Source organism: Ensifer sp. SL37 (assembly GCF_026672675.1).
Classification (GTDB): domain Bacteria; phylum Pseudomonadota; class Alphaproteobacteria; order Rhizobiales; family Rhizobiaceae; genus Ensifer; species Ensifer adhaerens.
Map to the genome: position 1 here is coordinate 792,900 of NZ_JAPPRN010000001.1, position 21,569 is coordinate 814,468.

21 protein-coding genes are annotated in these 21,569 nt (G+C 63.6%); 11 read left to right on the forward strand and 10 right to left on the reverse strand.

The features are described from left to right. Nucleotides 1-97: 97 nt before the first annotated feature. Entirely contained in the window at nucleotides 98-1,840 is a 1,743-nt protein-coding gene (locus tag OVA00_RS03575) for a hypothetical protein (RefSeq protein ID WP_268088018.1), read from the reverse strand. Nucleotides 1,841-2,381: 541 nt separating this feature from the next. Between OVA00_RS03575 and OVA00_RS03580 the strand changes: the two genes are divergently transcribed. The 4 genes from OVA00_RS03580 to OVA00_RS03595 all read left to right on the forward strand — a co-directional run bounded on the left by OVA00_RS03580 (nucleotide 2,382) and on the right by OVA00_RS03595 (nucleotide 8,514). Beyond that, complete coding sequence (locus OVA00_RS03580) at nucleotides 2,382-2,864, forward strand: hypothetical protein (protein ID WP_051659098.1); 483 nt, start codon at nucleotides 2,382-2,384, stop codon at nucleotides 2,862-2,864. Nucleotides 2,865-3,025: 161 nt separating this feature from the next. After that, nucleotides 3,026-3,970 carry a DUF817 domain-containing protein gene (locus OVA00_RS03585; RefSeq protein WP_268088021.1) on the forward strand — a complete coding sequence of 315 codons (945 nt, stop codon included), beginning with the start codon at nucleotides 3,026-3,028 and terminating at the stop codon, nucleotides 3,968-3,970. A 99-nt stretch (nucleotides 3,971-4,069) separates the two neighbouring features. Beyond that, nucleotides 4,070-7,126 (forward strand): AsmA family protein, encoded by a 3,057-nt coding sequence (locus OVA00_RS03590; protein WP_268088023.1) that lies wholly within the window; start codon nucleotides 4,070-4,072, stop codon nucleotides 7,124-7,126. Nucleotides 7,127-7,248: 122 nt separating this feature from the next. Beyond that, on the forward strand, nucleotides 7,249-8,514 hold the full coding sequence (locus OVA00_RS03595; protein WP_268088025.1) for an alkyl sulfatase dimerization domain-containing protein: 1,266 nt from the start codon (nucleotides 7,249-7,251) through the stop codon (nucleotides 8,512-8,514). Between the two features lie 130 nt (nucleotides 8,515-8,644). Here the strand turns inward: OVA00_RS03595 and OVA00_RS03600 are convergent, their stop codons facing one another. Next, nucleotides 8,645-9,202, reverse strand: a complete 558-nt coding sequence (locus OVA00_RS03600) for a methylated-DNA--[protein]-cysteine S-methyltransferase (protein WP_371813661.1) — start codon at nucleotides 9,200-9,202, stop codon at nucleotides 8,645-8,647. A 203-nt stretch (nucleotides 9,203-9,405) separates the two neighbouring features. Between OVA00_RS03600 and OVA00_RS03605 the strand changes: the two genes are divergently transcribed. Next, nucleotides 9,406-10,677, forward strand: a complete 1,272-nt coding sequence (locus tag OVA00_RS03605) for a GGDEF domain-containing protein (RefSeq protein ID WP_268088026.1) — start codon at nucleotides 9,406-9,408, stop codon at nucleotides 10,675-10,677. A gap of 60 nt (nucleotides 10,678-10,737) precedes the next feature. Here OVA00_RS03605 and OVA00_RS03610 read toward each other — a convergent pair whose 3' ends face one another. Further along, nucleotides 10,738-11,382: a LysE family translocator gene (locus OVA00_RS03610; protein ID WP_060517700.1), complete on the reverse strand. Its 645-nt coding sequence runs from the start codon at nucleotides 11,380-11,382 to the stop codon at nucleotides 10,738-10,740. An 85-nt stretch (nucleotides 11,383-11,467) separates the two neighbouring features. After that, entirely contained in the window at nucleotides 11,468-12,244 is a 777-nt protein-coding gene (locus OVA00_RS03615) for a M23 family metallopeptidase (RefSeq protein WP_268088028.1), read from the reverse strand. A 238-nt stretch (nucleotides 12,245-12,482) separates the two neighbouring features. Here OVA00_RS03615 and OVA00_RS03620 point away from each other — a divergent pair, with 238 nt between their 5' ends. Further along, entirely contained in the window at nucleotides 12,483-12,971 is a 489-nt protein-coding gene (locus OVA00_RS03620) for an RrF2 family transcriptional regulator (protein WP_034787539.1), read from the forward strand. Nucleotides 12,972-13,110: 139 nt separating this feature from the next. Here OVA00_RS03620 and OVA00_RS03625 read toward each other — a convergent pair whose 3' ends face one another. Genes OVA00_RS03625 through OVA00_RS03635 form a run of 3 tightly spaced genes read right to left on the reverse strand, consistent with a single transcriptional unit; the run spans nucleotide 13,111 to nucleotide 14,861 of the window. Continuing rightward, nucleotides 13,111-13,518: a cupin domain-containing protein gene (locus OVA00_RS03625; RefSeq protein ID WP_060517704.1), complete on the reverse strand. Its 408-nt coding sequence runs from the start codon at nucleotides 13,516-13,518 to the stop codon at nucleotides 13,111-13,113. Between the two features lie 54 nt (nucleotides 13,519-13,572). Beyond that, complete coding sequence (locus OVA00_RS03630; protein WP_268088030.1) at nucleotides 13,573-14,325, reverse strand: SDR family oxidoreductase; 753 nt, start codon at nucleotides 14,323-14,325, stop codon at nucleotides 13,573-13,575. Nucleotides 14,326-14,381: 56 nt separating this feature from the next. After that, nucleotides 14,382-14,861: a carboxymuconolactone decarboxylase family protein gene (locus tag OVA00_RS03635; protein ID WP_034787548.1), complete on the reverse strand. Its 480-nt coding sequence runs from the start codon at nucleotides 14,859-14,861 to the stop codon at nucleotides 14,382-14,384. A 130-nt stretch (nucleotides 14,862-14,991) separates the two neighbouring features. On the opposite strand from OVA00_RS03635, the gene OVA00_RS03640 reads away from it, so the two are divergent. After that, complete coding sequence (locus tag OVA00_RS03640; protein WP_060604473.1) at nucleotides 14,992-15,897, forward strand: LysR family transcriptional regulator; 906 nt, start codon at nucleotides 14,992-14,994, stop codon at nucleotides 15,895-15,897. Between the two features lie 12 nt (nucleotides 15,898-15,909). Here the strand turns inward: OVA00_RS03640 and OVA00_RS03645 are convergent, their stop codons facing one another. Then, nucleotides 15,910-16,395, reverse strand: a complete 486-nt coding sequence (locus OVA00_RS03645; RefSeq protein ID WP_034787553.1) for an Lrp/AsnC family transcriptional regulator — start codon at nucleotides 16,393-16,395, stop codon at nucleotides 15,910-15,912. Between the two features lie 142 nt (nucleotides 16,396-16,537). Here OVA00_RS03645 and OVA00_RS03650 point away from each other — a divergent pair, with 142 nt between their 5' ends. Together OVA00_RS03650 and OVA00_RS03655 are read left to right on the forward strand one after the other, a co-directional pair. After that, a complete protein-coding gene (locus tag OVA00_RS03650; RefSeq protein ID WP_250806830.1) occupies nucleotides 16,538-16,954 on the forward strand; it encodes a DUF2000 domain-containing protein in 417 nt (138 codons plus the stop codon). A gap of 310 nt (nucleotides 16,955-17,264) precedes the next feature. Next, the gene (locus OVA00_RS03655) at nucleotides 17,265-18,446 is read left to right on the forward strand and encodes an MFS transporter (protein ID WP_060585557.1); all 1,182 of its coding nucleotides are present in this window, start codon (nucleotides 17,265-17,267) and stop codon (nucleotides 18,444-18,446) included. Between the two features lie 77 nt (nucleotides 18,447-18,523). Here the strand turns inward: OVA00_RS03655 and ycaC are convergent, their stop codons facing one another. Next, entirely contained in the window at nucleotides 18,524-19,150 is a 627-nt protein-coding gene (ycaC, locus tag OVA00_RS03660; protein WP_034787558.1) for an isochorismate family cysteine hydrolase YcaC, read from the reverse strand. Nucleotides 19,151-19,290: 140 nt separating this feature from the next. Between ycaC and OVA00_RS03665 the strand changes: the two genes are divergently transcribed. Continuing rightward, nucleotides 19,291-20,238, forward strand: coding sequence for a LysR substrate-binding domain-containing protein (locus tag OVA00_RS03665; RefSeq protein ID WP_268088032.1), 948 nt, complete (start codon nucleotides 19,291-19,293; stop codon nucleotides 20,236-20,238). Between the two features lie 233 nt (nucleotides 20,239-20,471). Continuing rightward, complete coding sequence (locus OVA00_RS03670) at nucleotides 20,472-20,765, forward strand: hypothetical protein (protein WP_034787562.1); 294 nt, start codon at nucleotides 20,472-20,474, stop codon at nucleotides 20,763-20,765. Between the two features lie 36 nt (nucleotides 20,766-20,801). On the opposite strand, the gene OVA00_RS03675 is transcribed toward OVA00_RS03670, so the two are convergent. After that, entirely contained in the window at nucleotides 20,802-21,500 is a 699-nt protein-coding gene (locus OVA00_RS03675) for an aspartate/glutamate racemase family protein (RefSeq protein ID WP_034787565.1), read from the reverse strand. Between the last annotated feature and the right edge of the window lie 69 nt (nucleotides 21,501-21,569).

Sequence of the window (21,569 nt, forward strand, 5' to 3'; positions counted from 1 at the left end):
CGCCGGCTTGGCGGGTCGTGCCTGACTGCGCGAGAGCTTCCCGCGCAGTCATTCTCGGGTCGATCCCGCGAGACGCGGATCGACGCCCCCTCATCGATCAGGTGTTGTCGTCGTCGCCGACGGCAGTGGTCGTGTAATCACCACCGACGACCGTCATGTCGATCGTGTTGCCCTGCAGGTTCGCGCCGAGCACGATCTGCTGGTTGAAGGCGTTGGTGTCGATAACTGCGTCTGCCGAAGCCGAGGAGAGCCCTTCGACGAAGCTGTCGTCACCATTGTACGAGCCCCACATGCCGGCGCTGCCACCCGCACCGCCATCACCGTTCGTCGCGAAGCCACCCGCGCCGCCGGCACCGCCGGCACCACCGAGTGCATGGCCACCGTAGGCATCGCCACCGTCGCCGCCGGCTGCCCACGAACCCGTGAGCGCGAGGCCGCCGAGGCCGTGACCACCGGTCGCTGCACCACCGGTACCGTCACCACCGGTCGAGTCACCCGTAGAGCCGCCACCGGCATAGGCATCGCCACCACCGCCGCCGGCACCGCCGACGCCTGCACCGGCGCCGAAGCCAGCACCCGCGCCAAGACCAGCACCCAAAGCGCCGCCGCCGTCGCCGGCATCGCCGGCATCACCACCGTCAGCACTGCCGGTATCGCCAACCGCTACGCTGTTGCCACCGTTGCTGTCGCCACCGTCGCCACCGAGGTTCAGGATTGGAAGGATGAAGCCGCCGGCATCGCCGCCGTCACCTGCATCCGAAGATCCTGCCGGGCCGCTCGTGACGTCGCCACTTGTGCCACCGTTGCCGGCACCATTGCTGCCGCCGTCGCCGCCGGCTGCCGCGCCGACACCAAGGCCGACACCGAGACCGAGGCCGACGCCGAGGCCGGCACCACCGGCACCACCGGCACCGGCTGTCGCCGTACCGCCATTTGCGTCACCGCTGGAGCTGCCGCCGCCAACGCCAACACTGGCTGCAATGCCGCCAAGGCCGGCACCGCCGATCGCATCGGCATTGTTGTCTGCGTCGCCGCCATCGCCGTCGCCAGCGCCCGCGAAGCCACCAACGCTATGGCCGCCATCGCCGCCGTCGCCACCGTTGGCATAGGCCTTGCTTCCGCCTTCACCACCGTCTGCGCCGGCCTGAATGCCGTCGCCCGAGCGGGCGTCGCCGGCATTGGCGTTGCCGTTCTGGTTAAGCGTGCCGCTGTTGTTGATGTCAGAGGCGCTGTCGTCATCCGACATGATGGCGTTCTGGCTGAACACGTTGGCAACGTTGCTGTTGCCGTTCATCGAGCCGTTCAGGATGTCCTTGAAGCTCGTGTTCGCCATGCCGTGGATCGAGGAGTTGTCGATATCGGCAAAGTCGTCGTCGGACGGCTTGTAGCCGCTCAGGTCGAGATCGACGTCCACGTCGACGGTCGTCTTGCTGTCGACGTCGACATGGGTGCTGTTTTCGTTGAGGTTGGCATTGAGGTTGGCGTTGCCATTGCCGTTCAGGTTGGCGTTGCCATTGCCGTTCAGGTTGGCATTGCCGTTGCCGTTCAGGTTGCCGTTCCCGTTGGCATTGGCGTTGCCGTTACCATTGAGGTTGCCGTTGCCGTTGAGATTGCCGTTGTAGGACTCGCTGTACTGCGATTGTCCCTGATCCTGGCCCTGACCTTGGTCCTGGCCCTGTCCCTGGTCTTGCCCCTGGCCCTGGCCTTGTCCCTGTCCCTGAAGCTGGCCTTGCAGCTCCGCCTGCAATTGTCCCTGACCCTGGCCCTGTCCTTGTCCCTGGTCTTGATCTTGAGACTGGCTGTCATCCCATGGCCACAGGATATTCTTGTCCTTACTCATGACGATTACCTCGAGTTGAGGCCGCGACAGCCGAGCCGCATTCTTCTCTTACGCGGATTTGGGCCATGCGCGGGCTACGTGTTGGACTTGTTGAACTCAGTAACGGTGTTTTCCTCCGGGCGCCTAGTCGCCCATCTGTCGATACTTTGATCGCTTTTGTTGCCTCTCCCCTTACTTGGTCGAGAGGACCGGAACAGGTTCCCAACTGGGTATTCCATTCGATGCAGAGCTTGCCCAAAGGGGGCCTGAGTGCGTCCTGCTCGCCGGTTGCAGAGGAGACTCTGTCTAAAACCGACACGCATTGTAAGTTGTCAGTTCGGGCTAACCTTCGCGGGCTAGCGACGAGACGCAGAAACCTTCACCCGTGGGCTAGGCAAAATATGGCCGTCACCCGACGGCTGGCCACGCGCCGGAGAGGGCCCGAGCGCCGCATTTCCGGGCCTGCGCGACCATCGTCAGAACGAATTTACTGGACGCAGGAATGCAGTATTCTGACGAGCAGTGGTGTGGCATTTGGCAACCGGCGAGCACTGGAAGGCCCATGGCAAGATTTCACGAAATCCTCCTCTTAATCGGACAACTCAACTACACGTGGACGAATACGGAGAGTTTGCTCATCTACCTCATCGCCGGCCTCGCCCGGGTCGACAAGGAAACCGCGATCGTCATCTTCCTGACGCTGAACACGACGCGGGCCCGCATCGAACTCGTCGAGCGGCTGACCAAGATGGGAAAGACGCCTGCCGCGCAGCGGCAGGAAATTCTTTCGATTACCCAACAGCTTGGCCGGCAGGCAAAACTCCGCAACAAATACAGCCACTGCATCTATTCCTTCGACGAAACCGGCGACCAGGCGAGCACGCAACTGATGGCGATCTTCGACAGCAAGGACACGATCAAGTACGGCAAGATCGAGCAGATCAACGAGGCGGAGATCGCGCGGATCAACGAGGTGATCGAGCAGCTGCAGGAGGTCAACCGGGAAATCTGGGCGATCGTCGACCGCTACGCCTTCCCGCGCTGATCACCCGCCACGAGCGCAGACGACGGCATGCCGCAATCCTGCTGCCGCCGCTGGTGGCGGATGCGCGGCAGCCACCTCCACACGGCCCGGTTTCCAGCCATCCACAATTCAACCGCATTGTCAGGCCATCGCAGCAGCGACGGCAGCAGGAGGCGATGCGGATGGTTGGACAACCCGAGGAGAGGCGGTTTACGAGCCTTGAGGTGCGCATCGACGCTGCGGCGCATGGCGTGCTCGACCGGCTTCCGGCAAGCGGCTTCCTTGGCGGCCTGACCGAATTTCTGGTGTTCGGCATCAAGCAGGCCTTCGCCTGCCTCTTCGGCGGCGCGATGCTGGCCCTGATGCTGGCAACGAAATTCTACTGGCCCGAAGGCAGTGGTCTCGCCCGCTACGACTTCCTGTTCCTGAGCGCCATCGCCATCCAGATCTCACTGCTCGTCTTCAAGCTCGAGACCATCGCCGAGGCCAAGGTCATCCTGATCTTCCACGTCGTCGGCACGCTGATGGAAATCTTCAAGACCTCCGTCGGCTCGTGGATCTATCCGGAGCCAAGCTTCTTCCGCATCGGCGGCGTGCCTTTGTTTTCGGGTTTCATGTATGCCGCCGTCGGCTCCTATCTGGCGCGCGTGACCCGCATTCTCGACATGCGCTACAGCAACTATCCGCCGCTCATCGCGACCCTGCTTTTGGCCCTTGCCATTTATGTCAACTTCTTCAGCCACCACTACATCATCGACCTTCGCTACGCGCTGTTCGGATTGACCGCGATCCTCTTCCTTCGCACCACGGTGCATTATCGCGTCTTCCGCTTTCGCCACCGCATGCCGCTGCTCGTGGGCTTCCTGCTGGTCGCCCTCTTCATCTGGTTCGCCGAAAACATCGGCACCTGGTCGCGGGCCTGGATCTATCCCTCGCAGCATGCCGGCTGGACGCTGGTCTCCGTGCAAAAGCTCGGCGCCTGGTATCTGCTGATGATCCTGTCGTTCGTGCTGGTCACGCTCGTGCATCGTCCGCGCGCGGTTGCCGCTCCGGCAGCCGTGGCCGAGAGTACAGCCGTCGAGATGGGCGATGCAGCCGTCGCCGGAAAGGGTGTCGGCGCGCGATAGCGCAACCGTACGACGAGAAGGCAGATCGCCCCAGGAGTTGCAAAACGGCGCGCGCTGGAAAACCATACCGAATCAATCGCTTTCGCAACGAGGGGAAACATGCGGCGTTTCTTTCTTTGCCTGCTGGCGCTCGGCGTCCTCGCTGTCGTTTCAGTCATGATCCTGCCCAGCTTCGTTTCGAGCGACTGGATGCGCGCCGAACTGGGACGGCAACTCTCGAACGCGACCGGCAGCGCGATCGCGCTCAACGGCCCGGTCAGACTTTCCGTCGTCCCGCATCTGGCGGTGGTGGCCGAAAACGTCTCGCTCGATGCCGACGGCATGACCGCCGAGATCGGCGAAGTCGCGGGCTCCGTGACGCTCTCCTCGCTATGGTCCGACCGCCTGCACGTGAGGGAAGTAAGGCTTGTACGCCCTGTCGTGGCGCTGCGGCCGAAGGCAGAGGCCGCAGCGGTTGCGCAAGACGGGGGGGCTGAGGCGGGACAGGCGAGCACGGGCGAAACGCGCGATCCGCTCGCCGCCCTCGTCGCCTTCCTCGAGAAAAGCGCCATCGACAAGATCTCGATCAGCGAGGGAACGCTGCGGCAGGAGGGCGCCGGCGGTTCGGTCGACGTCGTCAGCGATCTCGATCTTACGCTCGCCGTTCCGGATATCGATGGCGAATTGTCGCTCTCGGCCGGCGCCGGCGTCGATGGCCGGCGCTACGATGTCACGCTTGCCGTTTCGCCTTTGCGTCCGCTGCTCGAGCACAAGCCTGCCGAACTCAGCCTTTCCCTGGAGGCCGAGCCCCAGCTTGCGGCCGGGCTCACCGAACTGACTGCCCGCGGCCAGGTGGCGCTGAATGCCAATGGCGGTTACCAGATCCGCGGCGGCAAGCTTACGATCGGCGACGAAGCGCTCGGACTCGACGCGCTGTTCGTGCCGGGCAGCCGCCCGCGGTTCCTCGCCGACCTCAACGCCGAGCGGCTGGATCTGAGCGCATTTCTCGATGACGGCGAGACGGCCGCATCCTCCTCCCAGCCCGAGGAACCGGCAGGCCGGACGGACAGGGCCAAGGCAGCTGCAGGCCTGCAGGCGCTGGCCGGTTTTGACGCCGATATCAGCGTCAATGTCGGCGCCCTTGCCGTTGGTGACATTTCCGCATCCGACGTCGCGCTGACGGCGACCCTCAAGGACGGGCAGTTGACCGGGCGGCTCGAGCATCTCGGCATCGACGCCGGCAGTGTTGCCGCCGATCTCGCCGCCGACGTCGGCGCCGCCGAGCCGATTTTCCAGGGCCGCGTCGTCAGCAACGGGCTCGACGTTTCCAAACTCGCGGCTCTGGTCGGCCAATCGGTACCGCTGTCGGGAACCGTGACGATGGACACGGCCTTCGCGTTTCGCGGACTGAGCGCGAACTCTGTGCGCAAGACGATCAACGTGACCGGCGGCGCAAGCCTGCGTGACGCGACCATCGTCATTCCCGGCATCGCCGATCCGGCCATGGCCGAGGTGAAGGCAAAGAAACTCGCCCTCAAGATCGAGGGCCTGGCCAAGCCAATGCGTCTTGCGGGCAGCCTCGTGTGGCGGGGCAAACCGGCCGAGATCGATCTTACCCTACCGGTCCGCGACCTGCTCATGGACGCCAATGCCCGTGCGGGCGACATCCCGCTGAAGCTCGACCTGCGCACGAAGGAAGCGACGCTTGCGCTGGATGGCAAGGCGGCGCTTGCGGGCAGCTACGCCGGCAAGCTGAACTTCGCGGCCGCAGACCTGCGAGCGCTTCTTGCCTGGATCGGTCAGGCCGACGCGGGCGGCATCACGCAATTCGCCTTCAATGGCGACGTGAAGGCAAGCGCTGCGGGCGTCGCATTCCAGAAGGCCACGCTCTCGGTCAACGGGGTCGAAGGAAGCGGCAATGGCGCGGTCGAACTCGGGACACCGCTCAAAATTTCGAGCGCGCTCCATTTCAAGGAACTAGACCTCGCGCGGTTGGCCGGCGCGCCTTCGGCCGCGCCGCAGGCGAAGGCCAAAAGCAAAGCGAGTGGTGGCCCTGCCCCGGATGGTCCGCTGGATCTGTCCGCACTTCGCTCCATCGATGCCTCCATCAAGGTCGATGCCGAAAAACTCGCCTACGGCCGCGTCGTCGTCGGGCCGGTCGCAACTTCCCTGAAGATCTCCGAGGGCATCGCGAACCTCGACATTCCGGATAGCCCCTTCTATGGCGGCCAGGTGGCCGCGAGCCTGACCGCCGACGGATCCGGCACGGAGCCGTCTATCGCCGTGAAGGCCTCGATATCGGGCGCCTCGGCCGCACCACTGCTCACCGACCTTGCAAACTTCAAGCATCTCGAAGGCGCGCTGCAGACGACGTTCGACATTGCAGGCGCCGGCGGCACGACCAGCACGCTCAAGCGATCGCTCAAGGGCACGGCTGAGGTCCGTTTCTCCGACGGCGCCATTCGCGGGATCGACGTTGCCGACGTCTACAACAATCTCGTCGGCCTGATGTCCTCCGGCTTCAAGCAGAACGACAACAAGGCGACCGGCTTTACCGAACTCGGGGCATCCTTTGCCATCGAGAACGGCGTTGCGCGCACCGACGACATCAAGCTCGTCGGCCCCCTCGTGCGGATGAGCGGCAAAGGCGAGGCAAACCTGCCGGAGGACCAGTTGAACTTCCGCCTCGATCCCCGCGTGGTCGCATCCTTGCAGGGCCAGGGTGCCGACATCGCCACCGAAGGCATCGGCGTGCCCGTCGTCATCGAAGGGTCGTTTGCCGCTCCGCGCATCTATCCCGACCTTTCGGGCCTTCTGAAAAACCCCGATGCCGCGCTTTCGACCTTGAAGAAGCTCGGATTGCCGACCGGCAAGCTGGGGCTCGATGAGCTTCTGTCCGGGGACGGCAAGGGAGGAAAGCTTCGCGACATCCTCAGCGGTGCGATCGGCAAGCAGCCGAAGGACGAAGGCAGCGAGCTCTCCATCGAGCAGATCATCGGCGGTGGCGGCACCGAGCCCGAGGCGGCACCGCCCGTCGATGGGCAAGCTCCGCCCGACACGGCTGCCGAACAGCCGGCGCCGGAAACGCCGCAGCCGGAGCAGCAACCCGCTGCAGAAGCCGAGCAACCGGCACAGGACAGCGGCACTTTGGGAAAGCTGTTCAAGCTTCTTCAATGAGCGAGCGTCTCAGATGATGCAGCCCAAAACCTGAGGCATGTCCACAAGACCACACGTGCCGGCTTCCAACCACGGCCGGCAATGCTAAAGCTGTCGGCGATTGCTTCGAGGACAGAAAGACCATGAGACACGACCCGTTGTTCGAGCGTCTGTGGGACGGCACGGCTCAGATGGAAGAATGGACCGCCGCGGTCTCGCACGGCGCCATCACCCATGTCGCCGACAACATCATCACCGTCCACACGACCTACTTCTGCGGCAGCGTGACGGCCATCCGTACCAGCGAAGGTCTGGTCCTGATCGACACCGCGAAGCCGGAAACGGCAAAGCAGACCCTCGACGTCATACGCTCCTGGGACGACAGCCCCATACACACCGTCATCTTCACGCATGGCCATATCGACCATACCAGCGGGATCACGGTCATCGACCAGGAAGCGGATGCGCGTGGGCTAGCGCGCCCGCGGATCGTCGCCCACCGCAACGTGAAGCGGCGGATGGAGCGCTACGAGGCTTCGCATGGCTACAACAGCATCGCGCAGAGCCAGCAGTTCAACAAACCGGGCTACATCTACCCAATCGGTCAGCGGCGACCGGACGCGGTCTATGACGATACCCTGTCACTGTCCGTCGGTGGCGAGCGGATCGAACTTTTTCACGGCAGAGGCGAAACCGACGATGCCACGTTCGTCTGGCTACCGGAACGACGTGTCCTTGCGAGCGGCGATTTCGTCATCTGGGTGTTTCCGAACGCCGGCAATCCGCGCAAGGTGCAGCGTTATGCAGCCGATTGGGCGACGGCACTTCGGCGGATGGAGGCGCTCGCTCCGGCGGTCCTCATTGCCGGTCACGGTCCGGTCGTCTTTGGCGAAGAGCGCGCGGCCGAGATGCTGCGCCACGGGGCAGAGGCGCTCGAGCATCTCGTGCGTGAAACGCTCGCGCTCCTCAACAGGGGCGCCAGCCTCGACGCGGTTCTGCATGCGGTGAAGGTGCCCGAGGCATATCTGGGCAAGCCCTATCTGGCAGCGAAGTACGACGACCCGGAATTCCTCGTCCGCGGCATCTATCACTTCTATGCCGGCTGGTTCGATGGTGACGCGGCCCATCTCATGCCGCCGAGGACTGCCGATCTCGCATCGGAACTGGCCGCTCTTGCCGGCGGCGCCGAAAAACTTGCGGAGCGGGCCACGCAGCTATCGGAGGCTGGGAATTTCCGCCTCGCGGTGCAACTCGTGGAATTCGCCAGCATGGCCGCACCCGACGACCGGGCCATTCAGGCAATTCGGGCCGCGGTCCTGCGAAAGAGCATCGAGAACGAGAATTCGCTGATGGGGAAGGCCTTCCTCGCGGTTTACGCACGCGAGGCCGAGCAGCGCTCCAAAGGCTAATGCATGTCGCGCAAAACTGTGCATCGGTCTTGCGGCAACGAGACGCATAAAAACAAGAGCTTACAGTCTGGCGTGTGAATCCTTTGTCACGCAACAGGCTTTAGGCGCCACGCGCTGGAGCAGCCTCACCTCAGAAGCCGAAAGACTGCTGTGCGGGCTTGGCCTGTTGCTCCTCCAAATGGACGCCTTCCAGTTCGAGCATGCGCGTCTTGGTGGTCGAACCGCCCGGCGCTGAAAACCCGCCGATCTTGCCGCCGGCGGCCAGCACCCTGTGGCAGGGGATGATCAGCGATACCGGGTTCTTCGCCATGGCCTGGCCAACATCGCGTGCTGCTTCCGGCCCGACGCCCAATTCCTTGGCAAGCGCGCCATAGGTCGTGGTCTGGCCCCAGCGCAACGCCCGCGCGGCCGCATAGATGCGCAGGAAAAATTCATCCTGGCCTTGCAGATCCACCGCGAAGCCGGAGAAATCAACCTCCCTGCCCTCGAAGTAGTGCCGCACGGCTTCCACCGCCGCACGGATTACGGGCGTCGGCTCCGACGCCTCGCCGGAAGGCAGCCGCCGCAGCAACAGCCGCTCGGTCGCCTCCAGCGTGCCGGTCGGCAGTTGAAAGCGCGTGATGCCGACATCGTTCCAGGCGATGCCGCAGAAACCGGCCGCAGTCTCAAAGATGAAATAACGATGCATCGCCTGACCCATCGGCCTCGCCTCCACTTGTACGTCTACCCTCAAAAATCGTGCAGGACGCCGCCGAATTCAACCCGTTTCCTGCCTACGCGACCGCCGTTTTGGCGCAGATTGCCCGGTGCCGGACAGGCCGCCGAATGCCGTCATTTGCGAAAGCTTTACGCTTGTCGGGCATGGTTTCGCGCGAACATCAGGAGACGATGGTGGACATCCTGCATACCCCGACGATCATGCTCAGTTCGTTCGTAACGCTGGTGATCTTCGCCGCTTTCTTCGGTTTTGCCTGGCGGCAGGAGCGCAAAAGCCTCGAACTGCTTCTGTGGTCCTTGGCCTTCGCCATCGGCGCAGTCGGCTTCGTCCTGTTGACGCTGCGCGGCGACGGCTACAACTTCATCACCATCTCGCTCGGCAACGCGCTCGCGGTGCTGGGGCTCGCGATGATCTGGCTGGGCTTGCGCGCCTTTGACAATCAGCCGCTCAAGATCGCCTCCGCGCTCATCGGGCCACTCCTGTGGATCGTCGTCACCTATTCTTCAGACTATGTTCGCGAGAGCGTCACAAGCCGGATCGTGCTCTACTCGATCCTGATCTTCGCCTATTCGGCGCTGATCGCGCACGAGATCTTCCGCTCGGAGAATTTCGGCAAGCTCCCGAGCTCCTACATCGTCGCCTTCGTGTTCGCCACCCATGGCCTGCTCTACCTCGCCCGCATCCCGCTGATCCTGATCTGGCCGCTCGCCGGCAACACGGCCGCGGGAACTTCGCAGCCGCTCTGGTACCAGTTGCTGACCTTCGAGCTGTTTTTTCACAGCCTCGCCGGTGGTTTCGCCTTCTTCGCCATGGTCAAGGAGCGAACCCAGCAACGCTACAAGCTCGCCTCGGAGACCGACGCGCTGACGGGTGTGCCGAACCGCCGTTCGTTCCTTGCGCAGCTCGAGACCCATCTCGCCACGCAACCGGCCAAGGGAGCACTGCTCTATCTCGACATAGACCACTTCAAGGTGATCAACGATCGCTACGGCCATGCGGTGGGCGACCAGGTGCTCGTGGAATTTGCCGGGATCCTCTCGAAGGCCGTGCCGCGTGACGCCCTGATCGCGCGCATGGGCGGGGAAGAATTCGCCGCCTGCCTCCCGCAGGCGGATCGCGCCGACGCGATCGCCATTGCCGACAGCATTCGCACCGCGCTCGAAGCGCGCCGGCTGAGCACGACCAAGGGGGCGCTGTCGGCAACGGTCAGCATCGGCATTGCCTTTGCCTACCGGCAAAAGGATGTGCACGCGATCATTTCCGCCGCCGACGCCGCGCTTTATGCCGCGAAGGCCGCCGGCAGAAACAGCGTTTGGTCGGATGATCCGTCGGGCGTGCCGCAGTTTGCAGCGGGCTCGATCGCACCCGCCGGAACGGCGGCGACGCTTCTATCATTAAGCCCTGCCAGAAGCAGTGCTGCGACACGGCGGCCCACCGGCTCCTGAACCTTCCGCATCCCGAAAACGAACGATCGGCCGGGCACCCCCGTTATCGCGACCCGCCGCCTATCCGTTGACGCGCTTTACCAGCGCGAGCGAGGCAGCCGAGACAAGCAAGGCGCCGCCGCAGCCTCGTTCCATCCAGCGCCGCATCGACGAGGCGGCAAATTGCGTCGTCTTGAAGCCGACAAGGGCGTAACCGAACATGACGGCAAACTCGACGACGGTGAACACGGCGGTAAGCGCCAGGAACTGCGGCAGTTGCGGCGCGGCCGGGTTGATGAACTGCGGCAGCAGTGCGGAGAAGAACAGGTAGGCCTTGGGGTTGGTGATGGCCACGATCATGCTGTGGCGGCAGATCGCAAGCGCGGATTCCGTGCGAACGAGATCGCCGTTTTCGGCGCCTTGCGTTTCCGCTTTCTCGGCTCTACCGGGCCGAAGCATCTTGTAGCCGAGCCAGGCGAGATAGCCGGCACCCGCATATTTGACGACCGAGAACCAGAACTCCGACGCGGCAAGGATGGCGCCGAGGCCCGCTGCCACGGCGGCGATCAGGAAGAAGTCGGAAAGGAGCACGCCGATCATCCCGGCGACCGCCTTTTTCATGCCGAAACGAGAGCCATTGGCCATCGCCAGGATCACGTCCGGGCCGGGCGTGACCACCGCGATGAAGGTGACGGCCGCAAAGGCAGCCATGGTGCTGATGTCCATGAACGAGCTCCTCCCGTGAGCGGCCTATCTTTGGCCGTTCAGATCGAACGTGTAAAGCACCGCCCGCTCAACCACGCATCGGTTCTCACCTGGCGAATTGCGCGTTGCGTGAAGGAACACGCCCGTCGAAGGACAGTTGAACAGCCTTTCCGGATCCGGCATCGACGGCATGAATGTGCAGATGCGGCTCCGTGCTGTTGCCGGAGTTGCCGACGGCGCCGATCGGATCGCCGGCGAGAACCCGTGCCCCGATTAAGGCGGTCACGCTCCCCTTGCGCAGATGCGCCAGTTCCACCCGCATGCCGTCGCAGGCAACGATCACGTGGTTTCCAGCCGGGTTGCCCCAATCCGCCTCGGGCGGGGGCAGGTCGGGCAGCCCATCCACTGCCGCGACGATCTCTCCCTCGCACGGGCTGACGACGGTCTTGCCGAAGATGGCGTAGTCGGCGGGATCCCTAGGTAGCAGTCCGAACGCCCGGAAGCCGGCGTCGCCGATCGCCGTGATATCGAGGGCATGCCGTTGCGCCGGGTGATCGCTGTGATGATTGAGCACGCCGATGCCGCCGCCCTGAGCGACGACGAAGCGACCACCGGCCAGCGGAAACGATAGCCCGCGCGGATCGTGCCGCGCGCCGATGCCCCAGGCGACATAGGCGAGTGCTGCACCGAAGACGAAAAGAGAGGCTACAGTCGGCATCAGGCTGCGCGCCAATGCTCCGCGATCCAGCGACAGCCAGGGCCGGCGCCAATGTCGGGGCAACGAAACCAAAGACGCCGCGACCGCGAGCGCGGCCAGCGCCGCCCGGGTCCAGAAGCCGGCGATGTCCCAGCGGTTGAGAAGCCCGATCAGGGTGAGCAGCACGACGGTCTCTGCAAGCGCCAGCAGCCAGCCAAGCCGCGTCGGTTCATTCAGCCGCCATAGTCGCCAGATGAAGGCAAGCGGCAGCAGGATGCTGAAACAAGCAGAAATCCGACGACAACGACCATGATCCCTCCTGTTGCACATGACGGCGCTGTTTACACAGGGAAAAAATAGGGATATTTTTTGTCCTTAATAGATGCGGGCGGCATCTGCCGGACGAAAAAGATCGTTAGAGCGTATGATCCTTAAGAGCCAAGTCGAATGGGCGTTGCATTGTTGCGCCATTCTCGCCGGCCTGCCCGAGGGCCGCTACCTATCGACCAAGGCGCTGGCCGAATTCCACGGACTTCCGAAGGAGTATCTGTCGAAGGCGCTGCAGAGCCTGTCACAGGCGGGCCTCGTCCACACGACCCTCGGTCCTTCGGGAGGCTACCGGCTGGCGAAAGCGCCGGCGGAACTGACTTTCCTCGATATCGTCGAGGCGGTCGAAGGCCGGTCGCGCACCTTCGTCTGCACCAATATCCGGGCTAACAATCCCTGCCGGGCGCCCGGTTACTGCGACGAGACCCCCTGTGCGGTGGCGCGCATCATGTGGGAGGCGGACGAAGCCTGGCGCGACAAGCTGCGAAGCGTGCGCCTTTCCGACCTGATGGAAATCCTCTCGAAGGAAATTCCCGCCGATCTCTCGAAGCGAAGCTTTGCGTGGGTTCTAGAACGCGCCGGATGAGCGGCGCTGGCCGCGGTTTCAGCAGGCGAAGCGTAAAGATAGGCCTGCGCCGGCAGATGCTCGGCAAACTTGGCTGGCCCCAACGGTTGGGCCGAAAGAAGGGCCGGCTGCGCGATCGGCAGTCGGCCCTTGGCTGGCGTCACTTCGTCATCGGAAAGGTCAGTTCCTTTTCGGCGGTGTCGACGACGAAGACCGCCAGCAGCTTGGCGGGCGCGGTCTTGCTGCCGTTGGCGCTGACGCCGTGACGGTCGCCCGGCATCTCGGAGAAGCTCTCGCCGGCCTTGTATTCCTTGACTGGACCATCATTGACCTGGCTGAGGATCGAGCCTTCGAGCACCGTCGCATAGATGAAGGCCGTGCTCGCATGGGTGTGCGCATCGGACGAGCCGCCAGGCCCGTATTCCACCAGAACGCCCTTAATGCTCTTGCCCGGAACGTTCGGCAATTCATGCTCATAGACGAGCGTCACCTTGGCAGCGTCACCGGCGACGGCGGTCCCGAACAGGGTTGCGGTAACGGCGAGGGTGGTGAGGAGAGACTTGATCATGTCGAAAATCCTTTCAGATGAGGGAGATGCGCGACGCGCGCGCCTCCGGTTCGGTTACTTGCGGGGTGCCGTTGCGAACCACTCTTCGAAGGTGATGCGGCCGAGGCGGGGATTGTTGTCGGAAACAAGCGAGCCATCCTCGAGCAGACCGCCGAAATAGCGCGCCTCCCGGTCCGGCTCGACCTTGCGATTGTCGCCCATCGCCCTGAGATAGCGGGCGACGAGATCGCTGAGGCGCGAGCGCTCCGGACCCGCAATCTCGATCGTGCCGTTGACGGGATCGGCAAGCGCCACGTCGGTCATGGCATCGGCAACATCGTCTGACGCGATCGGCTGCACATAGGCCGGCGACAGGCGCACGAGGTCGCCGACGGTTCCCGATTGCGCGATCCCGCTCAGGAACTCCATGAACTGGGTCGAGTGCACGATCGTGTAGGGGATGCCACCGGCCTCGATCAGCTTTTCCTGCGCAAGCTTGCCGCGGAAGTAGCCGCTTTCCTGCAGCCGCTCGGTTCCGACCACGGAAAGCGCGATATGGTGTTTGACGCCGGCAGCCTTTTCGGCGGCAAGCAGATTGCGGCCCGACGTCTCGAAGAATTCGAGCACCGCCCTGTCCTCGAACGAGGGGGAGTTGGCGAGGTCGACGACGACGTCGCAGCCGCTGAGCGCTTCGGCGAGCCCCTCTTCCGTGATCGTATTGACGCCGGTGTTCGGGGAGGCGGCAATCACCTCGTGTCCGCGCTTGCGCAGGCGTTCGACCGTCTTCGAACCGATGAGGCCGGTTCCGCCGATGATGACGATTTTCATGGGATCCTCCATCGGCGGCGCCCATCGCGCCGCCGTGCATGACGGTTGCTGCGGGCTCAGTTGAGCCCGGCCTTGTCGAGCCCATAGAGCTTGTCGGCCGAACCGGGCACGGACTTGAACGCGACGCTGACGCGGTTCCAGGCGTTGATGGCCATGATGGAAAAGGTCAGATCGGAGATCTCCTTTTCCGAAAGCTGGCCGCGCACGCGCTCATAGAGTTCGTCCGGAACGCCGCCCTCGGGCAATTTCGTCAGCACCTCGGTCCAGGCAAGTGCTGCGCGTTCGCGCGGCGCAAACAGGTTCGATTCCCGCCAGATTGCCACGTGGTAGAGGCGCAATTCGCTCTCGCCGTGGATCTTCGCCTCCTTCACATGCATGTCGACGCAGAACGCGCAGCCGTTGATCTGCGAAGCCCGCAGATTAACGAGATCGCGGATTGTCTGCTCGATGACGCTGTCCTTCAGGCTGAGGCTGAAGTCGGAGATTTTCTTGAAGAACTCGGGTGACTGCTGGGCGTAGTTGAGGCGCTGGGTCATGGCTTTGCTCCTAATTAAGGACATCTATTATCCTTATGGATACAAGATATCCTTAATCGATGGACAGTAAAGCGCGCCGGGGGTAAACTCGGCGCATAAGGCTTATGTCGAAACGTTTGGGGGAAGCCGGATGGACATCGTTTCTGCGCTCAGAGCCTTCCTGCGGGTGGCGGAGACCGGCTCGTTTTCCGCGGCTGCCAACGATCTCGGCCTGACCCAGCCGGCGGTATCACGCCAGGTCTCGGCACTCGAGGAGCACCTGAGCATGCGTCTTCTGCACCGGACGACGAATGCGCTGGCGCTGACCGCCGAGGGGGAACACATGATCCCGATGGCGCTCAAAGTTGTCGAGGCGGTCGATGCTCTGAACGAGGCTTCCTGCGGCGAGGCCGGCCTCGTGGCGGGCCGCGTGCGGCTCACCGTGCCCGCGCCGCTCGGCCTCTATCTGAGCGATCGCCTGGCCGCCCTGCTCGCCCGTCATCCGGGGCTTTCCGTAGAGATGTTGTTTCGCGAGGAACCATCGGAACTGATTGGAGAGGGCATCGATCTGGAGGTTCGCTTGGGTCCGGTGTCGGAGGCAGGCCTGATCTGCCGGCGGATCGGCTGGACGACCGCGTTTCTGGTGGCGGCACCCGACTATCTGAACCGGCGCCCCGCGCCAAAGATTCCCGACGACGTCGGGAAGCATGAATGCATCTGCTACAGCCGCGCCGGCGACGGCCGCCAGTGGACGTTCTCCGACGGGTCCGGCGACGTTTTCGTGCGCATCGCGCCCCGGCTCGTCGCCAACAGTGCCGTGGCCGTGCATCGCGCGGTGCTCGCCGGCAACGGCCTTGCGATCCTCTCCCATATCCTGGCCTGCCCGGACATCGAGGCTGGCCGCTTGGTCAACGTGATGCCGGCATTCCCGCCGGCGCGCCTGCCGATCAGCGTCGTCTATCCCTCGCGCAGAAACGTGCCGCTACGCGTGCGCACCGTTCTCGATTTCCTTGTCCAGGTGGTCCGGGAAGACCCGCTGATGGCCTCCGCCTCCTGACCGTCGTTTGGGTCAGCGCTGGCCGGCCGAGGCGCGCAGGGGCAGCCCGCCATAGGCCTTGATCTCCTTCAGCACGAAGGTCGTCTGCATCTCCTTGATGCACGGCAGGCGCCGCACGACCTTCATGGCAAAATCCGAATAGGAATCGAGATCGGCAGAGACGACCTGGAGGAGAAAATCCGCATCGCCGGCAATGCTGTAGCAGGCAACGACGCTGTCGAGTTTCATCACCTCCTCGGCGAAGGCGTCCGCCTCCGCCTCCGTATGGCTGTCGATCTTTACCCGGATGAAGGCGAGCACCCCAAGGCCGATTTCCCGGCGATTGAGTACCGCCATGTAGCCCTGGATGACACCGTCGTCCTCCAGTTGCCGTACCCGCCGCCAGCAGGGCGAGGTCGACATGCCAACCTCCTCCGAAAGCGCCTGGTTGCTCAGGCGCCCGTCACTTTGCAGCGCGGTCAGGATCTTTACATCGGCGGGTGTCAGGGTGGCGGGCATCTTCTATCTCATTTTCTGCTCTATCGGGATGAATCTACCCCATCTTGGCAATTTCTCGCAACATCAGAAAGATACTGCCTCGCCACACGGTCTATTCTCCCGGCCGACCCAGCCTTTGAGAAACAGAGAGGAAACAGACCACGTGCTCCAGGACACCCGCCTCGCCATCATCGTCAATCCCGAACTGACACCCGGTCATCTCGCCAACACGATCGCCGCGATCTGCATCGGCATCGGCTCGGCGATGCCCGGTCTCGGTAACCAGCGGCTGACGGACAGCAGGCAGAACACCATCGACATCAGCTCCAACCGGCCCGTGCCGATCCTCCAGGCCGATGGCGCGACGATCCGTGCACTGCTCCTGAAGGCACTGCCGAAAGAAGACCATCGTGTCGTCGTGCCGTTTCCAGCCTTCGCGCGTTCGCTGCACAGCTATGCCGACTACGAGACGCAATTTCCGGAACGGGATCTCGCGCAGGAGACGATCGACGGCATCGGTCTTGCCGGCGACCTGAAGTGGGTCAGATCGCTGACGGGATCGCTGAAATTGCTGCGATAGGACAAAAGCACGCGCAACGGCACGGCGGGTCGGAGCCCGCCGCTTCCGGTATGTACATTTTTTTCACCGGAACCAGACCAATGCCAGGATTGGTGGCGACACATTCGCAACACCAACAGCCATTCGCTCGGAAAGGCCGCGCTTTCCGACTTGACGGCCTCTTCTCGCCTTGACGGGACCCGCCCCGCGCGACAAGCTCTGAAAACAATTTTCAGAATATCAGAATTCCTTCACATACCGCATCGGCTCGACGGCTCCCGCCCGCTGCCGAGGGTGCATCGCGCGACACGCTATCCGGGGAACAATGCGCATGACCAACCAACGGCTCATCATGCTGATCTTCTTCCTGCAACCGATCGCCTTCGGCGCCTGGCTGCCGCGTATTCCCGACGTGCAGCAAAGGCTCGGCCTCGGCCCGGCGGAACTGGCGATCGCGCTGCTCGGCATGCCCGTCGGCATTCTGCTGACCCTGCCGTTTGCCGGCCGTTTTGTCGCCTGGATCGGCGGCCGTGCGACCATCCTCTACGGCTTCGTCGTCTTTCTGGCGCTCGTCTGGCTACCGACATGGGCCCCGAACATCGAGGTGCTCTTCGTGGCGCTCGCCATCGTCGGCGCAGCGTTGACGACGCTCGAACTCGGCCTCAATGTCGAGGCCGACGCGATCGAGAAGCACTCCGGGCAGCTGATCATGAGCACCTGCCACGGCTTCTGGAGCCTCGGCATCATGACCGGCAGCCTGGTTGGCGTCGGCTTCGCGGCGCTGCACGTGGCACCGGAATGGGCGGTGCCGCTGACGGCGGCAGGCATGTTGCCGATCAGCGTCTACTTCGCCCGGAAGCTGCCGCTCCTGAAGACCGGCGAGGCCGCGGCTGCCGAAGCGGCGCCCTCCAGACGCAAGCTGCCGGGCTGGGCATTGCTTGGCGTCTGCTTCTTCGTCTTTGGCATCACCATGACCGAAGGCGCCGTCGCCGACTGGTCGGCGGTCTTCCTGCGCGACATCTTCGGGCTTTCCAGCGCCAGCGCCGGTTTCGGCTACTCGATCTTCGCCTTCATGGTGGCTGCCGGGCGCTTTGCCGGCGACCGGCTGAAGGCGAGCTACGGCCCGGTTGCGGTGGCACGTGCCTGCGGTATCGCCAGCATTAGCGGGCTCATTCTCGTGGTGGTAAGCCCCGCCGCCTGGGCAGCGCTTCTCGGCTTTTCTGCCATGGGCTTCGGCGTATCCGTCGGCTTTCCCTTCGCCGTCACCGCCGCTGCCGACCAGAAGGACCGGCCGGCGGCCGCGAGTGTCGCCATTCTGTCCTTCATCGCGCTGCTCGGCTTCCTGCTCGGGCCGCCGCTGATCGGCCTGATCGCCGAATACAGCGACATGCGCTTCGGTCTTGGCGTGCTCGTGCCCTTCCTCGCCGTCAGCCTGCTCTTGACCGGCCGGCTCAAGCCCGCGGCCCGTCTGGACGTGCAAGACGACGCCCAGCAGGCCGCCAGCCGCGCATAAAGGCCACGGCAACAGACAACACGAAAAGCCCCGGCCATCCCAGGCCGGGGCTTTCGTCGTTCATCGTCTGGCGTGTCTTACTTGCGCGCCGCCATGGTGTTGTAGCTGGTGATGAGGTTGCGGTAGTCCGGGATGTGGTTCGAAAATAGCGTGCCGAGACCCTCGATGTCGTTGCGCCAGTCGCGATGCAGCTCACAGGCAACGCCGAACCAGGTCATCAGCTGAACGCCGGCGGCGGTCATGCGCGACCAGGCGGAATCGCGGGTCACCTCGTTGAAGGTGCCGGAAGCATCCGTCACCACGAAGACCTCGAAGCCTTCCTCGATCGCCGAAAGCGCCGGAAACGCCACGCAGACCTCGGTCACGACGCCGGCGATCAGCAGCTGCTTCTTGCCGGTGGCCTTCACCGCCTTGACGAAGTCCTCATTGTCCCAGGCGTTGATCTGGCCCGGACGGGGAATGAAGGGCGCATCGGGAAACTGTTCCTTCAGCTCCGGAACCAGCGGGCCGTTCGGGCCATCCTCGAAGCTGGTTGTGAGAACCGTCGGCAGCTTGAAGTACTTGGCGAGATCACCGAGCGCCAGGACATTGTTCTTGAACTTGTCCGGGTCGAAGTCGCGCACCAGCGACAACAGGCCGGTCTGATGGTCGACGAGCAGGACGGCAACATCATCCTTGTTGAGGCGTACGTAGGGCTTGGTCATCGGAAGTCCTTTCCTTCGTTTTGTTTTCATCACCGCCAGCGGCCTTCGTTGCCGATCTGCTGTGATTGAACGTAAGCTACTGCAGGACCGTTGCCGCCAAAAGATTGTGAATTTCGACGCAGCGTCCTATGAATAGAACGATGCAGGACCTGAACGACCTCTATTATTTTGTCCAAGTCGTGGATCATGGCGGCTTTGCGGCTGCGGCACGGGCAACCGGTACGCAGAAATCCCGGCTGAGCCGGCGCATTGCGATGCTGGAAGACCGGATCGGGGTTCGGCTGATCCAGCGTTCGCCGCGCCGGTTCTTCGTTACCGATGTCGGCCGCGAATATTACCAGCGCTGCGTCGCGGTGTTAATCGAGGCGGAAGCGGCCGATGCCTTCATCGCGCGGCATCAGGGAGAGCCGCAGGGCATCATCCGGGTGAGCTGCCCGACCGCATTGATCTCGTTCCAGTTCGGCCGGCTCTTTGCCCGGTTCATGACCGCCCATCCGCGGATCGGCCTGCAGCTGGAAAGCACCAACCGGCGCGTGGATGTGATCGCCGAAGGTTTCGACGTTTCGATCCGTGTCCGGTTCCCGCCGCTCGAAAAAAGCGAGCTGGTGATGCGCAAGCTCGACGACAGTTCGCAATATCTCGTCGCCAGGCCCGGATTTCTGAAGGCGCCGATCGCCGAGCCCGCGCAACTGACGGGATTGCCGAGTCTTGCCTGGACTTCGGCCACGCACACCTATGAATGGCGGCTGGAAAGCGCCGATGGAGAACGGGCCGTCATCCGCCACGAGCCACGTTTCCTGACCGACGATATGGCGGCGCTACGCGAAGCGGCGCTCGACGGCGCCGGCATCGTGCAACTGCCGACGATGATGATCTGGAAGGACCTGGCAGCCGGCACGCTGGTGCCCGTGCTGCCGCAATGGCGCCCGGCGTCCGGCGTCGTGCACGCCGTCTTTCCTTCGCGGCGCGGGCTACTGCCCTCCGTTCGCACCTTCATCGACTTTCTTGCCCAGGAATGCGCCGCCGATCGCCTGGCGATCGACGAAAGCCTGGCATGGCCGGCAAGGCCACCCCATATCACGGCCTAACGCATCCGGCGGTCAACGGGCTCCCTTGACGTGCTACCCCGGCGGCCGCCCTCCGCGGACCCATGCGCTGGCCGCATAGTAGCCATTCCTTGCATATCGCGCCGCAACGCACGATCTTATTGGAGAAGCCGCGTTCGACGCCGGCTCCCCTCCTGGACTCACCCCAGTCGTAGACTTTTCCCCCGGCTTCGGCCGGCGCGGCCATTTCGGCTTGAACAATAGGGAAGGTAATCATGCAGACAACTGCCAAAACTCCCGACGCCAAGACACTGGATGCCATGACGCTGGATGAACGCTCGAACATGATGGCGCTGGTAGCGGAAGCGCTCGAGGCAACGGCCGAGAAGGCCTACGAGATCGGCGACGACCGGTTCGCCGAGAACTCGATCAGCCTCGCCAACATCATCATCGGCTGTGCGGACGACCTGGTGGTCGGCGACTTGCCAGCCGCCGAACTGCTTTTGCAGCAGGGCATAGCACTTCTCAGCCTGTTTCCGGGCGAACCCCGGGAATTCACCTTGCACTAGCCCTTGCAACCACGGCCGACGGCCAGTCGGCCGTGGTCAGGCGTCCCCGAGCGCGAGGTCGACCGCAGCAAGCGCGTGGATCTCGGTCGTATCGAACACCGGGACCGGGCTATCAGCCTGTGAAATCAAAAGCATGATCTCGGTGCAGCCCATGATGATCGCTTCCGCGCCCGCATCGACAAGCCGCGCGATGATGGCGCGATAGGCGTCGCGCGAGCTGTCTTTGACGATACCGGCAACGAGTTCGCGGTAGATGATCTCGTGCACCTTCGCCCGGTCTTCCGCCTCCGGCACCAGCACATCGAGACCGAATTTTTCCGCCAAGCGACCTTTGTAGAAGTCCTGTTCCATGGTGAAGGCCGTTCCGAGCAGGCCGACTTTGCGAAGGCCCGCCGCCTTGATCTTCTCCGCCGTCGGGTCGGCGATATGCAGCAGCGGAATGGAGACGGCTGCCGAAACGTCCGCCGCCATCTTGTGCATGGTGTTGGTGCAGATCATCAGGAAATCGGCGCCGCCTGCCTCGAGACGTCGCGCTGCGGCGATCATCTCTCCCGTCAGGGCCGGCCAGTCGCCGTGATGCTGCAGGCGCTCGATCTCGCCGAAGTCCATCGACCACATCAGCGATTTCGCCGAGTGCACGCCGCCGAGGCGCGCGCGAACCGTCTCGTTGATGATGCGGTAATACTCCGCCGAGCTCTCCCAGCTCATGCCGCCGATCAGGCCGATGACCTTCATTCTCTTCTCCCTTTTCAATCCGGACTCCGGGCTAACAAATCCCGCGCCTTCGCGATAGCTCCCGCCCAC